This window comes from Dyadobacter fanqingshengii (assembly GCF_023822005.2).
Taxonomy (GTDB): domain Bacteria; phylum Bacteroidota; class Bacteroidia; order Cytophagales; family Spirosomataceae; genus Dyadobacter; species Dyadobacter fanqingshengii.
This window is the reverse complement of the sequence record NZ_CP098806.1, coordinates 2,174,924-2,189,191: the sequence shown is the minus strand read 5'-3', so window position 1 is coordinate 2,189,191 and position 14,268 is coordinate 2,174,924. Positions and strand designations below refer to the sequence as shown.

Sequence of the window (14,268 nt, the reverse complement as noted above, 5' to 3'; positions counted from 1 at the left end):
AATCATGAACAGTTTGAAAAATAAAGTGGCGCTGATCACCGGATCAGCGCGGGGGTTGGGAAAAGCAATCGCTGAACGTTACGCAGCATTGGGTGCAAACATTGTCATAAATTACTCGCGGGATAAGGCTTCTGCTGATCAGGTGGTGAGCAATATCAAGGCAATGGGCATAGAAGTTATTGCCGTGCAGGCAGATGTGAGCAAGGTTTCAGACATTGAGCGATTGTTTTCCGAAGCCAAAAATGCATTTGGTAAAATCGACATTGTGGTGGCCAATGCTGGCATTGAACTCGTAGAAACACCGGTCGTGAGCTTTACTGAACAACAATTTGACCATATTTTTGGCATCAATACAAAAGGCGCTTACTTCACCATGCAGCAGGCAGCCAGAAATGTGGAGGACAACGGGCGCATCATTTACATTGCTTCCAGCACCACTTCATTTCCTGTTCCCGGAATGGCGGTTTACGGCGGAAGCAAAACCACGCCGAGATATTTGGTTGATATTTTGTCCAAAGAAATCGGGCACAGGGGCGTGACTGTTAACACCATTATTCCCTTTGCAGTAGACCACTCCGGCATCTTTGCCGAGCCCGGCAGTTATCCGGAATTGCGAAAGCAACTGCTCGAGAGCTGCCCTATGGAAAGGCTGGCCGAAGTAGAAGATGTTGCCAATGTGGCTGAGTTTTTCGCCAGCGACCTTTCTTCTTTTGTAAATGGGCAGCATTTGCTCGTCAACGGCGGCGCGACCAACTGATGTCAGGAAGTTATGTATGGCAAGGCAAGTATAATGTTTAGCGTTCAAATGTAGCTTCTTGAATGTGGTTACGGAACTTCACAATTTCTCAAAGAGGACTTCTTGGAGCATTATCTAAAAACATATCCCGGATTTTCCCAGCGCGTCCCGCAATGTCCGATGACTTCTTTCTAGGCTTTACACTTGAATGCCTAAGTGAGTGAAGAAAAAAGTTTCTTTCTTAAACCAGTTTAAGGAACCGGGGCGCCCTGATTTTCAACCTTTGTATAACAAAACATGATTATTATGAACAAAGTCATCAAACACCGTCTCGATGTGTGGGAAGAGGAGCCAGTATACTGGGAATTGGTATCGGCAATAGACAAACGTCTATATCAATCCACGCTTCCTAAAAGCCTGATAGAACTTATCAAAATCAGGGTTTCACAGATTAACAAATGCGCTTACTGCATCGATTACCACACGCAGGACGCATTGCGACATGGCGAAACACCGCGGCGCATCTTCGCCTTGAGTGCTTGGCAGGAAAGTCCGCTGTTTCGGAAAGTGAACGTTCAGCGCTGCAAGTGGCAGAAGAAATGACCTTTATCTTCCAGCATGGCATTTCAGACCAAGCTTATGAGAAGCTCCGGTCATACTTTACAAAAAAGGAAATAGCAGACATTATGATCTGTATATCACACATGAATTTCCTAAATCGGATTGGTATTTCCACAAAAACACAAGCATTATGAGTTCAATTTCAGGTAAAACGATCGCCGGCGTACGGATACCCGATAGCGCCATGTCGGCTCAGGCCACGGAATTGTTGCGCGAACATGGCAGTGATTTATTATACAACCATTCATTGCGTACTTTTTTGTTTGCAGCACTTAACGGGCAGCAAAACAAGCTCCGCTTTGACGCAGAGTTGTTGTACGTGAGTACGATGTTTCATGACCTAGGACTGACCGCGCATTACCGAAGCGACGACAAGCGGTTCGAAGTTGACGGTGCAAATGCGGCTCGCGATTTCTTGCAAGGTTACGGTCTGCCGCCCCAGTCACTGCAACTTGCCTGGGACACGATCGCATTACATACATCACCCGGTATCGCCGAATACAAGGAGCCCGAAGTAGCCTTACTCAATTATGGTGCGGCCCTTGATGTCGTGGGCAAAGGCTATGACCAGTTAGCCGCGCACGACCGGGAAGCAATACTAAGGAACTTTCCCCGCAATGGACTGAAGAAAAATATGGTCGCCACATTTTATGAAGGCTTTAAGCATAAGCCACAGACCACCTACGGCAGCATGAATGCGGACATTTGCGCCTGTATGCTGCCAGGTTACGTTAGACCGGACTTTTGCGAGGCAATTGTGCAATCGCCCTGGTCTGAGTAGTTCGTACTGAAATGGCCTCGATCATCAAAGCTCACAGTCATTCCGTTTGTTACCCATTAAGAAACTTGGACGCCTTAAATGGATCTTAGTTTACAATAAGATTACTATCCGGCACCTTAAAATGTACTATGATTGACAAGCTAATGCTTTTCTGACGGGATATGGGGCGAAATGAGTTGGTTTGTAAGTGTGAGTTGTGCAGCAGTTATTTTCCATCCAATACGGGCAGCGAACTTGGTCTGATCGATTAACTATTAAACTTAGTATTGTTAGTTCCGGAAGCGGACTCAGAAGAGTCTGTTGTATGTTTCGCAGATGTAATGTCAGTAGAGCAGTCGTCATTCTATAATGCCGTTGAAATATGGGGATGGCATCCGCAGTACAACCTGAAATTATCTTGCTTTCATCCAGATTATAGATATTATTGATAAGTTCCGGCTGGATAATAATTCGGTGGTTTTTCCGTACTCCGGCATTCGACTGCCATGCCGTTACAAGTAAGTTTTAGAATTGTTTTGCACTGTTTTAACACAGATATTTTGCACTTGCAGGTTCACTCAAACAGTGGTTCAACTTTGCATTGCCAGCAGTGAATTTTGGTCCTTGGATCTTCTCTCATGTTAGTCGTTTATCAGCGTACGCGGAAACGGTCCGTTTTCACGAACATATTAACGGCAAAAATGATAACATGGTTTGGAAATGCTGCGATGCGTCAGCGTAATATGATGTTACCTGAATAGAGATTTAACTCACTGCTATATGACAAATCAACCATCTTAATGCTCATTACCAAAATTTTGGACTAAGCTCGCATATGGAGCGCGCCTGACTTTGTAGGGCTCCCGACATAACCTGGCTGCACAACCGATTTCAACATATAAACCACTTAGAATATTTTGTCGATGGTTATATGAGGACATCCATTGACTAGCAACATGATTAGCATATCCGGCATAGGTAAAGGGCTCGGCACCGCTGTATTTATCAGGATCGATAAAATTATATTGAGCATCATTCTCGTCCCATTTAACCAGTAAATAATCACCACTAATCAGGGTCTGGTAACGGCCGATGTTTTCACCTATCCTTTTGAAACGTTTTGTACAAAGATCAACTCTTCTGTCCACTGTTTTTTCAAATGGACTGAATGGATTGTTATGGCTGTAATAGCGTTTCAAAACCATTGAGGCCGCATGATTTTTAGCGGCTTTATAAAGACAAACGTCATGTTTGAAAGGCTGTAACCCATGCTCTCGACGCACTCTATTCGTTGCATGAAAGATTGCTGCGTCTAAGAGTAACGTATCAGGCTCTACTAGGGAAATCGTTTTTGAAGTGATTGGTAAGGGAAAAAATGCTTTATCGTCTATTTGAAAATAGTCACCTGGAAGTTCGTTTTGAAAGAATGAGGGCTGCAAAAAGTAAAGAACAATAAAAATCCTGGCCATGGCTTCAAGTCAGTTAATTTAAATTGGGCAGTCAGGATTAACTCGGCGACGCACCATGCGTCCAGAAACGAATTTGACGATTTCCTAATAATTATACGTTTATATGGCGCTTTGTGAGGCAATCTTGTCAACTAAGGGAACAAGTGTCTCTGCACTGTTAACCACCTTATCAACCAAACCTTCTTTACTGAGGATTATGTGTGTAGGCGCAGCTTTAATACCCAAGGTATTCATGATGTAGTCTTGCTGACCGGCAACAACTGCATAATCAAACTGCTTTTGCGTCAAGAATTTTTTGAGCTTTTCAGCAGAGTCAAATGCGAGGCTCACAAAAACAATGTCTTTTCGGTCTTTATACCTAGCCACGAGTTTGTTCAGTTCTGGCATTTCTGCAACACAGGATTTGCAACCAATGAACCAGAATTTGAGTACTACTATTTTACCATTCAAAGTCTGGTCGTCAAAAACTTTTCCTTGTAAGTCTGTATAGTTCAGTCCGGGCAATGGCTTTTCTTTCAAAAGATAATTTGCATACTCATGCGCCATCCATCCTTTTAGCGCGAGTTTAATATTGGGATCTGCACTATCAGGAAGCTTGTATAGTTTATAATGTGTGGAAGAGTCCTTTCCAATATACTTGACGGATATATATTCTCCACTTGTCATCGACTTCATGAAATCATCCGTTCTGATTTGTTTTGAGTCTGTATCAAATGCATTAAAATCTTCATATAGCTTGATATGCTTGTTATTGTAGGACCACCAGTTTGCAAAGTTACTTGTCAGCGAAACTGGTTGCTGAACGGGTGTTCCTACTGGATCTTCTGTTTGAGCATTTTCCTTTGAACAAGAATTACAGAGCAGCATACAGGTCACTAATGCTAGAATATGAAGCTTTCTCATAGTACTATTTTAGATCATTTTATTATATGAAAATATTTAACTTATCTCCATTTTTTACCAACATTTATAAATTGTAGCTTACAAGGACTTATGGGCGGCTTGTCAGATTTAGCTTTGTTAGAAGTGCAACCAAATTACTTTCCTCAATATGTCTTCAGCATGTTGGAAGCAATTGGTATCATCATGCAACGCAACCATGACAGTAAAATAGTAGACATACTGCTCAATCCTTTGACTGATTTTGCATTAATACTTGCTGCCTGGCAGATACTTAACCTGTTATCAATCAACTTAATGCGCAGGCACTCAACATAACGCCTGTTATATGCATAAATTCACACTCACAAAATGCCACTTGATATACTTCAATTAGTCCACTAAGTTGTTCAGCTCTATATAAACTCCTCTTTAATGGGAATATTCTCTTAATGATTGTTGGGAAGTAATTGTGCTAATTTCTCATTTAACGCTGCCGGTTTTAAGTCGACTGCTACGATAACACCATCGGGACTAACTAAGAAGTTTTTAGGAATAGCTTCAACATTATACAGAGTTGAAACTTCATTGGCCCAACCTTTAAGGTCTGAAAGTTGAGTCCATACTAATTTATCCTTTGCTATTGCTTTCAGCCATGCTTCCCTGCTTTTTGATTGATCCAGGGAAATACCCATTATTGTGAAATTTTGATCTTTGTACTTGTCAAATACTTTGATCAGCTCGGGATGCTCTGCACGGCAAGGACCACACCAACTTGCCCAGAAATCGACAAACACATATTTGCCTCGAAAGTCTTTTAATGAAACTAATTTCCCGGTAGTGTCTGCCTGAGCAAACTCCGGGGCAACAGCACCAATGCTGGTCTTTGCGAGTTTGGTAAGCGCATTTTTATAATAAACGCCCGAAGGACTGTTTCGAACAGTTTCGTCCAAACCTTCAAACAACGCAGTGAGCTCTTTTACATCTGGTGTGAAGCCACCAACCGATTTGACCGCTTCGATACTGACAATACTGCCAGGCATTTTTTGGATAAAGTTTTTGTAAATGTTCGTCCTATCCATCCGATATGCTTCCAGCTGCTGGTCCTTGGTTTTTTCAAGCTCCTTTTTGTCTGAATCGGCAGTCAATGTTTTTTTAGCATTGTCATAAGCCTTATATATTTCGGTACGCTTTTCAGAAATGGGTTTCAGCATTTTTGCAAGTTGACCAAAATCTTTATTCAACTGCCCACCGCTCACTATCACCTCACTAAGAGAACCTGTGCTATTAACTAAAATTGTATCCGGCTCAATGTAAAGCTCAATATCACCATAGTCAGGCTTGGTATACATGATGGCTTTTCCCGGAATCTTAAAAGTGCCTTTGATCACAAAATTGCCATCTTTAATAACCGCCGAATCTTTGACGCCAACCAGATTTGTTGGGTCAGGGTACCAGATATGGACTTTTTCTTGTTTTCTAGCCGGGTCCATTTTTCCTTTTATAATGAAAGTATGATCCTGTCCGTAGACCATGCCTTGTAACATCACGAGCACGAAAATGCTTTTCAAAATGGACCGAAAATGAAAGTCAAGACATATCATGGGCTGTAAAAGTTTAGATCGGTATTACGAATCATGGTTGAATTTAACTGACCAGAGGCAAGATAGGAAAAACAGGATAAAAAATATAACTTCTATTAGGATTCTAACATGAAGTTATGGTGAGCTGTAAAATCTATGAAACCTAAAGCTTTTAATATGCCAATAATAACAAGGTAAAAGGCTTTTTTATTCGATCATAATCGCACACATAGTAAAGGCGCAATTGACATGATGTGATTCGTCCTCCAACATGACCTTGTTTGTATAGAGATTGTCACTTCACTGCTATGTGTCACACCAACCACTTAAATGCTTATTACTGAAATTTTGGATCAAGTAAACTTAAATGGATTAAAAAAATACGGTGGTTTTTCCGTATTCTTAGACCCTGACCCGTCCTGAATATTGGTACCTATATCACGGCAATTACCTTCCGAAACTTTCGTGCAACAGAGTACCGGAGGTTACATCGGAGACCTGATTCCAGGCCCATCCGGTATGTAATAAAACGAACGGATTTTTACACAATCTACAATCATCCCAATCTCTTTCTCTTTGTGCACAGCCCGGTTCATTCAAACCATGGTTAAATGTCAACCAAGGTTTGTCTAATAATAAACAAGCACCTAGCTGTCAGTTAAGTCAAACAAGCCAAAGAGCAGAGCCAGATTGTCGAGCAGAACAAAAGGAAATAAGGAACTGATGCAACACGGGAATTTAACCCTGGCAAGAGCAACAGAAAAGCGAGGTTTTGGGTTTAATATGTAATCATAAACACTATATGTCAACCAACTGTCCTATGGCCAAATTAGCTTTACTTTTCGTTTTAATCGTTCTTTTGAGCCCAGGTATCAGCAAAAATATCATTGATCAAGATTTCTTTGCTTTGGAATACCTTGATGATTATCCAGTGAAGATTGACGGCGGATGTAGCTTCTTTACCTATAATACGACCAGTTTGGAAGAAGGTAGGTTCGTATTTATTATTAGTGCAGCCAAGACAGCATTTTTTAAAAAGGACGGAAGATTTTTTATTCTGCACCATTTAAGCCGAGAAGGGAAGCAAAACGGCTATATTGACCATTTTGCTGGTTCAGATTCTAATTACCATATCATTTTAGATGTAAACAAAATCAGAAGAATAAGTAAATGGCGTACAAATTATGCAGGAGTGCTAAAAATATCTCAGCGAAACAAAGTGAAAACAATCAAGGTCAATGGAATTAATGAAGAATTCGAACTTAATAGGTAACCCCTTGAAGATTAACCACATCTGTCAAAAAAACTTTGTATGTAGGAGGGGTGCTTGGAATATATAATTTTTGGTTAGTAGAATCGGCGGCAACAAATTGAATGAACCACAGACCCGCCTCGATGTTTTTATAACCCTTTTTATGAACTGTAATAAAAATCAAGTATAACTACGGAAAATTGGACAGTAATCTTGATTAAATTCTTGGTCAAACTTGACTACTGCAAAGGCCTGCCGAAGTAATTTGTTAACGACAGCAATTAATGCAACTTTGGAGGGTAGCATATCTTTCACCGAAACTCTGTCCGATACGGCACTAGTTAGGATTTCGCCAGATAAGGCATTTTCAAAACATGGGTCAGTTTTTTTGCTCCCAATCACAAACCCTCCGTTAATGTATATATCGGGTCTTACAGGAGATTCCTTATTCATAAAATATCAACCGTACAACAAACTGATTGCAGGTGACCTTACAATTGAAGTTACATTTCAAAAATAGTCACAAATAGCGTCCGTATTTCTCACACTCGAACACTTTCGCCGGTGAATACTGTTGACATGTGAACCATCTTTAAAATGGATGAAAAGCATACTGCGGACTGACTGAAAGTGTAAATTAAAATATTCAGCAGTATTTGAACAGGTTGGCTGCCTTTCAGAGTTGGCAATAATAGTAGGACGGTCGGCACAAGTTCAATTATACTTCATGCGTATATAGATTATGGATCAGGTTAAGAAGCAGGAATTGCGAAAAGACTGGTGGCGCTTTATGCTTATTGGAAGCATGCTGTTTTCGATATTCCAGACGCTTTTTGAGAGAAGCGTCGATGCTGATAGGCTCCCATTCCAATATTACTTGATGGCAGGCGTGGCAGCTTTAGGGGTGGAAGTCCTGCTCTATTTTTCAATTCAGAATTGGCCTAGGCGCTGGAAGACAGCGATAACCTGGCTGTTTGCCCTTATATGGTTAGCAGTTTGCTTCACGTACAAGAGGTAGTAGTTCAGGCTGATTTCAACTACGGTAGGGCATTACAAACTAAATTACGTTAAGTATGAAGCCTGCTCAGACATTACTGGTTTATCTATTTTCATCTCAAAACCAGGGTAATCTGCGACATATCAGATGTTTGAGCGGCATCCTAAACATGCTGCCGTTTTCTTGACGTTTCTTTCTCAAGCAACGGGCATCATGAAGACACTCACAAAACTCCTACCTATTTGCTATTTCATATCAACCTAACTGTCCTATGACCAAACTAGCCAATTCGCTTTTTGCCCTGATCTTTCTTTTACTCTCCGGTCTCAGCCATAAAAGCTTTGGTCAAGATTCTATTACCATAGACTATATAGATACAGAAAGCTATCCAGTAAAAATTGATGGCGAATGCGCTTCTTTACTTATGATACGACTAGTTTGGCTAGGCACTAAAATATGATCTGCTACCGGATCACTATATCAATGAAAAGCTGATTCATGATCATCGGGATGAAATGCTGCGCTTAATGGTATCATTAAAACTGGGAAAAACGACGGCCTTTCAGGTGCTTAAAAGAATGAATTCTTATGCCAAACAAAATCCTTTACAAAAAGCATTCAAAGAGTTTGGTAAGATCATACGCACCAGTTTTATTCTCCGCTACTACGATGATCTTGAATTAAGGCACTCAGTGGAAAAACAGTTAAGCCACATCGAAATGATGAACAGGTTTGCCAAATCAGTCTTTTTTGGTAATAATCAGGAGTTTACTGTCGCGACCAAACCCGAACAGGAGAAAATTATCTTGTGCAGAAGGTTTATCCAGAGTGCCATTGTCCTGTGGAACTATCTATATCTCTCAGAATTATTAACAAAAGTGGAGTCGACGGACGCTATGGAGGAAATGATAGGCGTAATCCGTAATGGTACCGCTGTGGCCTGGCAACATATAAACATGCTTGGAGAGTATGATTTTGATAAGTTACTCACCAATAAAGAATTAAGATTCAACCTGCAAAAAATATTTGAATGGAAGTATAAGCCAGCAGCTTAACCGCAATATTCATAATTTCTTATCTATCAACAAATTATGAATTCTATTTTACTTTTGGCCCGAATAGGTAGTTGCAACCTACCTTCCAATATCGAAAGTAATGCTGAAAGAACAGCGATGGAGCGCGCAGATATGATTGTGGCCGAGCGGAGCCACGAGGCCCAAAACAGGCCAAAGAGCAGAGTCAGGCTGTCGAGCAGAACAAACGGGAAAAAAAGAGCTGGTGCAGCAGCCGGAAACCAAGCCCCAGCAGGAGCAGCAGAAAAAGAGAGGTTTTGGGTTTGGCAGGTAATTTTGTCAATTGCTACATAAGCAGAAAACAAAATAACCCGACCAAGAAGATCGGGTATTTAAACTTAATTCAGGGCTAAGAAATTATTTTACGGTGATTTGATCGTTAGTTAATTCTAAGTAAAATTTCTTTTGGGTTTGATCTCCATTTATAAACCCGAATTCCTTTATTAGTTTTGAGCTATCCGGTTTTGTAGCTCGGATCTCAAACGTTCCATTATCCAATCCTTTTAAGTTCCTAAATGGTATTCCAAGTGAGGGGAGCTCTTTTGTCGGTAATACATCATTAGTATAATTTGAATCTATCATAGAAGCAAAATAACCGTATTTTAAGGTTCCTGACGAATCCTTTTTAGTGAAAAGCTCAATTTTAGAAAATACGGTTTCATCTTTATTTTCCAAACCAAACACAACTCTTTTGTCATGTTCATCATCTCCAAAAAGGTCTTTACAGGAACAAAAAGAAAGACCGATTATAACTAGCAGGATTGTCTGTTTGATAATTTTCATAGTAAGATGTGATAGTTAAGCTAATCAATAATATATACTAATTCAGATTGAGAGCCGGTATTGTTGTTCCATAGGACATCCCATCCACCCTGACGTCCAACAATCGCAATAATTTGGCTAGGTGTGTCATACTTTGGAGCCCTTTCTGCCCGGATTTTCATAGTATTTAAAATCTGTGGCTCAGTAGGCATTTTCCTTGCCCAAGCAAACCCCCATCCCGTTTCATCCGCCATCCAGGTACGTCCAACCATATTATTATTCAAATCCATAGCAGAATCTGCGGTTTGAATTTTATTACCATTATCATCCATCTCATGAGCTGATGTACATTCTCTTAAGTACTCGACTCCAACTAACTGAGTTTATGAGACATGTTAGAGAAATGTGCAGGCAGGAAATCCGTCCAAAAATACGGTGGTTTTTCCGTACTCCGGCATTCGACTGCCATGCCGTTACAAGTTGACCAAAAACACCAGACAATTGGTACAGCTTAGTAGTTCATGAAATCTAATTACGGTATACTAGACGAATAGACCTTAAACTGTACTATCAGTGATTTGTAGGTATGGCAATTACGAGAGAATAGCAGACAAACTTGTAATTTTAATGCTTGGAGAAAACTGAGTTTTGAAACTGAATTACATGGGAAGATCTTGGATGCACGCCCCGGATTAAAATTAAGATACCAAAGATTTGGACTGATGAACTTACTAGCGCGGGTCTGATACATTATTCTAACAGGCATTTTCAAACTCATCTTTACGGTTCTTTGTAACGATTAGCCAGCGAGAACGAATTCATGGATGTTATGAATTGTTTCCTAATCTCCAATGCAACATTATATCTCACGTAGATACCTGTATTTTGACTGAGGTAATATTTGGAACGTAACTGTACTGACATTTGCTGGGAACGCTTGAAGATTGTATCTTTGAACAAGAGAAAAGATGTTCTAAATGTAACTTTCAAATTGAGAGGCAAATTCGGGACTGCCGCATTTCGTGGGATTATAAGTATTTGAAAATAAATCGGTTACTGTTAGGGTTCGACTCCCTGCATCTCCACAAGTATCAATTGCAAAAAAAAGCATCAAAGCCTGCAAATCAGCGATTTGCAGGCTTTTTGTTTGTTGATAGTAACCTAAAACATTCAATTATTCTCAAATATTTGGTGAACGTTGCAGTTTTATTTTTATCCATCTTAAATTGTAGGGTTACTTTGGCTTCAAGATATTGCTCGTAGAACCTGAATGCCTCTTCGCAATTTCCTGGATAGTTAATGTAGATGTCTAATCTCATGGAGTATTGAAAGATTATAAATGTTGCGAATCAACTACAGATTCCGTTTGTTACTTTCAATCGCTATGAACTCTGGCAGATAATCGGGAGTACAGCCTTTTGAGACCATTTCCCCTTTGTAAAGACCAGTGTTCTGGCCGACAGCAATGCAGCGATCTCGATATCGTTTTTCAAAAACGCCAATCCAGCCAGCGGTGAAGTTCATCGCCCACTGAACTTCCGGTTCTTCTTTGGCAATGTTGGTTTCTATTTTGGCCAGCAATTCCGCCGTGTTAGGAGGGGGCGTTTGTCCCATCCATCTCAAACGCGCCTGATAATACCAGAATACTCTTCTTTGAAGAGCAGACGGACTATTTTCCCATGATTCAACCAAGGCGATAGTCTTCTTGTCTTTAAGAAGTTGGTTGGCCATTAACCAGTCCATCAGTTGATTTCGCTCATTGGACGAGTGGGTCTGCATATCCCTGTCCAATTGATTGATTGAATCTTGTGAAAGGCGCTTACTGTCCATAATTAAAATGGCCAATTGCCTAGGCAAGAACCGCCCTGTTGACCACAGTTCTGTGGCTAGCTCATGATCCTTTCTAATTTCCTTGGCAATTTTCCGTAAGTCTCCCAGTTTGGTTTTACTATCAATCCGTTCCAGGATGTTTTCAGTTTTCAATGATAGTTTCATTACTATGATCAGGTTAGGTCCTCAAATTTCGAGCATCTTCAATGCATTCCTAGAACCTTGCCACCTGGGACACGTTTGGCAACCGCGCGGGCAGCAGCACCCGACCCGCAGCCAATTTCCAATACTCGCAGACCTTCTTTCAGTGGCAGTAAATCCACAATTTCTTCAAGTCGGCTCGAAAGTTTACTGGCCATTACCGTTTTTCATTTGTTCAACAGCACTCCATCCTTCGGGGGTAATTCCCATAATTTCAGTGACTGCCCCAATTGTTTGATAAGTATCGAAAAACGCCATTCGCGCAATGGGATGGTCCACTTCACTGATAATTGAATATCCACTTGCCCGAAGTTTCTCGACAACCTCTTCGAAATCGCTAACTGAAAGCCGGTATGCGAAATGCTGCGCTCCGCCTGCTGGATATTGATTTAAATAATCATGAAACATGCTTTGCCCCGATAAAGGCTGAACAAGTTCTACAAAAGTAAGACCGTTGTATGCCTGCGTGGTAAGCCATTCTCCGGCTACCACTTCGTCATGGTAAGTCATGCCTAAGTCTTGCGCCCGAACAAGTTCAGGTGCAGGAAAGGTGGGGATGCCGAGGCTTTTAGAAAAGAAATCCGCAGCCGCGTCAATATCCTTAACTACCCAGCAAATCTGGGCAAATTCAAGTTTTGAGATAATATCGTCAATGCCTTCCATATCAGTATATTCTTAGATTGATGGTTTACAAAATTACCAATTGCGGCAGTGACAATTGTGGGGTTTTAACAAACTTATTGGTGTTAGTTTGTGGTGTTCATAAAAAGCTAACTTATGACTTGGGCGTTCTGGAAATATTATCTTGACTTAACAAAATTTAACCTTGCTATTTCCGTCCTACCGGCATTTGTTGTAGGTCCATCCGGAGGAATCTTTATGTTTCTTACTGGCGGCATGGGCCTAAGTTTAATCGCCTATTCGTTTTTCCATGCGAATGAATATTACCTCTACTACAACTTGGGCTTAACCAAGTTGCGCTTAGTGCTTACCTCATCCATTGTAAATATTGGTGTGGCAGTTTTAGTTGGAGCCATTTTAGCAATCTAGAACTTAGTCGCTTTTTGAATTGCGCTCCCTTAACGACGCTTTTCCCAGTCTTTAAAAATGAAGCGCAAGGCATCGAAATAAGCTACAATGGGTTCGGTCATGTGGGTTTCAGTGGGGTAATGTTTATAGAGATAATCAAATTCTTTTAGCTTTTTTTTAGCAATTATTGCATCTAGCTTTAATAAATTTTTATGAAAAAACGAATTACTCCCCCCTTCGTTTCCATCACTGTAGAAGAATGTTTTGTCTAAGGCTGAGCCGCTTTTTAGTTTTTCTTCTGTCATTCTTAACAAATACTCCTTGTCCCACCAAAGGGATGGGCTTATGGCAATATACGCATCAAACAAATCAGAATGATTCAGCAGACAATTCAGAGCTGAAAGGCCCCCAAAGGAATGTCCGGCAAATATTTTGTAGGGTGCTGTTTTATAATTTTTGTCGATCATCGGTATCAATTCGGTCTCGATGAACTGTAAAAATTTTTCGTTTCCGCCGCTGTCTGTATACGTACTGCTGTCTGCTTTGCCCTCGTAGTTAAGTAAGCTGTTGGTTGGGGTGAGGTCTCTGGTTCGTTTTGTATTTGGGATGCCAATGACGATTGTCTTCGGCATTGCCAAAACGTCGGGCCGACTTAGATAATCGACATACTGAGCAAGCAATGCAAAATGATTATCCCCGTCCATTACGTATATAACGGGAAACCGTTTGTTTGCGTCCGCGGAGTCTACTTTCGGGCAATGCACATACACCTTGCGCTCTTCGTTTAAAAGCCGGGAGTGAATCGTCACCACTTCACTTGATGGATATAAATTTGCCTGCGTATTTTGGGAGTGTGCCTGAAAAGCGACAATCAAAAACAGACTCGTCAGCCATTGAAAGGAATAGGTAATCAATTTCATTGGGTATAATTTTAATTAAATAGCCACTGAGTTTTTGCCTGACCGCTAATTGCTTGCTGCTGTGACAATTTCAAATACTTCAATTTTGATGAGTTACGTGCCAGGGGCAACCGTTGAATCTTCCATTCATAAACGTCATGTGAAAATCGCTGAACG

At 40.8% G+C, this 14,268-nt stretch carries 15 protein-coding genes and 1 pseudogene; 7 read left to right on the top strand and 9 right to left on the bottom strand.

Annotated features, from left to right (window positions below):
* Window positions 1-4: 4 nt before the first annotated feature.
* The 3 genes from NFI81_RS08900 (at window position 5) to NFI81_RS08890 (ending at window position 2,138) form a co-directional block, all read left to right on the top strand.
* Window positions 5-757, top strand: a complete 753-nt coding sequence (locus tag NFI81_RS08900) for an SDR family oxidoreductase (protein ID WP_234612819.1) — start codon at window positions 5-7, stop codon at window positions 755-757.
* Window positions 758-1,042: 285 nt separating this feature from the next.
* A complete protein-coding gene (locus NFI81_RS08895; RefSeq protein WP_234612820.1) occupies window positions 1,043-1,339 on the top strand; it encodes a carboxymuconolactone decarboxylase family protein in 297 nt (98 codons plus the stop codon).
* A 148-nt stretch (window positions 1,340-1,487) separates the two neighbouring features.
* Window positions 1,488-2,138 (top strand): HD domain-containing protein, encoded by a 651-nt coding sequence (locus NFI81_RS08890; protein ID WP_233799370.1) that lies wholly within the window; start codon window positions 1,488-1,490, stop codon window positions 2,136-2,138.
* A 776-nt stretch (window positions 2,139-2,914) separates the two neighbouring features.
* Here the strand turns inward: NFI81_RS08890 and NFI81_RS08885 are convergent.
* The 3 genes from NFI81_RS08885 to NFI81_RS08875 form a co-directional block, all read right to left on the bottom strand.
* On the bottom strand, window positions 2,915-3,586 hold the full coding sequence (locus NFI81_RS08885) for a CAP domain-containing protein (protein ID WP_234612827.1): 672 nt from the start codon (window positions 3,584-3,586) through the stop codon (window positions 2,915-2,917).
* Between the two features lie 99 nt (window positions 3,587-3,685).
* Window positions 3,686-4,489 (bottom strand): TlpA family protein disulfide reductase, encoded by an 804-nt coding sequence (locus tag NFI81_RS08880; protein WP_234612828.1) that lies wholly within the window; start codon window positions 4,487-4,489, stop codon window positions 3,686-3,688.
* A 425-nt stretch (window positions 4,490-4,914) separates the two neighbouring features.
* Window positions 4,915-6,012, bottom strand: a complete 1,098-nt coding sequence (locus NFI81_RS08875) for a TlpA disulfide reductase family protein (protein WP_234612829.1) — start codon at window positions 6,010-6,012, stop codon at window positions 4,915-4,917.
* A gap of 856 nt (window positions 6,013-6,868) precedes the next feature.
* Here NFI81_RS08875 and NFI81_RS08870 point away from each other — a divergent pair.
* The 3 genes from NFI81_RS08870 to NFI81_RS08860 all read left to right on the top strand — a co-directional run bounded on the left by NFI81_RS08870 (window position 6,869) and on the right by NFI81_RS08860 (window position 9,664).
* On the top strand, window positions 6,869-7,321 hold the full coding sequence (locus NFI81_RS08870; RefSeq protein ID WP_234612830.1) for a hypothetical protein: 453 nt from the start codon (window positions 6,869-6,871) through the stop codon (window positions 7,319-7,321).
* Between the two features lie 1,437 nt (window positions 7,322-8,758).
* Window positions 8,759-9,352, top strand: a complete 594-nt coding sequence (locus NFI81_RS08865) for a Tn3 family transposase (protein ID WP_255717471.1) — start codon at window positions 8,759-8,761, stop codon at window positions 9,350-9,352.
* Between the two features lie 36 nt (window positions 9,353-9,388).
* Window positions 9,389-9,664 (top strand): hypothetical protein, encoded by a 276-nt coding sequence (locus tag NFI81_RS08860; RefSeq protein WP_234612834.1) that lies wholly within the window; start codon window positions 9,389-9,391, stop codon window positions 9,662-9,664.
* A gap of 63 nt (window positions 9,665-9,727) precedes the next feature.
* Here the strand turns inward: NFI81_RS08860 and NFI81_RS08855 are convergent, their stop codons facing one another.
* From NFI81_RS08855 to NFI81_RS08840, 5 genes and pseudogenes are all read right to left on the bottom strand, one after another.
* Complete coding sequence (locus NFI81_RS08855; protein WP_234612836.1) at window positions 9,728-10,153, bottom strand: hypothetical protein; 426 nt, start codon at window positions 10,151-10,153, stop codon at window positions 9,728-9,730.
* Window positions 10,154-10,173: 20 nt separating this feature from the next.
* A pseudogene (locus NFI81_RS08850) lies at window positions 10,174-10,491 on the bottom strand (hypothetical protein); the annotation flags it as partial.
* Window positions 10,492-11,485: 994 nt separating this feature from the next.
* Complete coding sequence (locus tag NFI81_RS08845; RefSeq protein ID WP_234612839.1) at window positions 11,486-12,127, bottom strand: DNA alkylation repair protein; 642 nt, start codon at window positions 12,125-12,127, stop codon at window positions 11,486-11,488.
* Window positions 12,128-12,165: 38 nt separating this feature from the next.
* Window positions 12,166-12,321, bottom strand: a complete 156-nt coding sequence (locus NFI81_RS26500) for a hypothetical protein (protein WP_374759455.1) — start codon at window positions 12,319-12,321, stop codon at window positions 12,166-12,168.
* Complete coding sequence (locus NFI81_RS08840; RefSeq protein WP_234612840.1) at window positions 12,311-12,826, bottom strand: VOC family protein; 516 nt, start codon at window positions 12,824-12,826, stop codon at window positions 12,311-12,313. The genes NFI81_RS26500 and NFI81_RS08840 overlap by 11 nt, the downstream gene beginning before the upstream one ends.
* 114 nt (window positions 12,827-12,940) lie before the next feature.
* On the opposite strand from NFI81_RS08840, the gene NFI81_RS08835 reads away from it, so the two are divergent.
* Window positions 12,941-13,213, top strand: a complete 273-nt coding sequence (locus tag NFI81_RS08835; protein WP_234612841.1) for a hypothetical protein — start codon at window positions 12,941-12,943, stop codon at window positions 13,211-13,213.
* 29 nt (window positions 13,214-13,242) lie between these two features.
* Here the strand turns inward: NFI81_RS08835 and NFI81_RS08830 are convergent, their stop codons facing one another.
* Complete coding sequence (locus NFI81_RS08830) at window positions 13,243-14,112, bottom strand: alpha/beta hydrolase (RefSeq protein WP_234612842.1); 870 nt, start codon at window positions 14,110-14,112, stop codon at window positions 13,243-13,245.
* Window positions 14,113-14,268 lie beyond the last annotated feature (156 nt).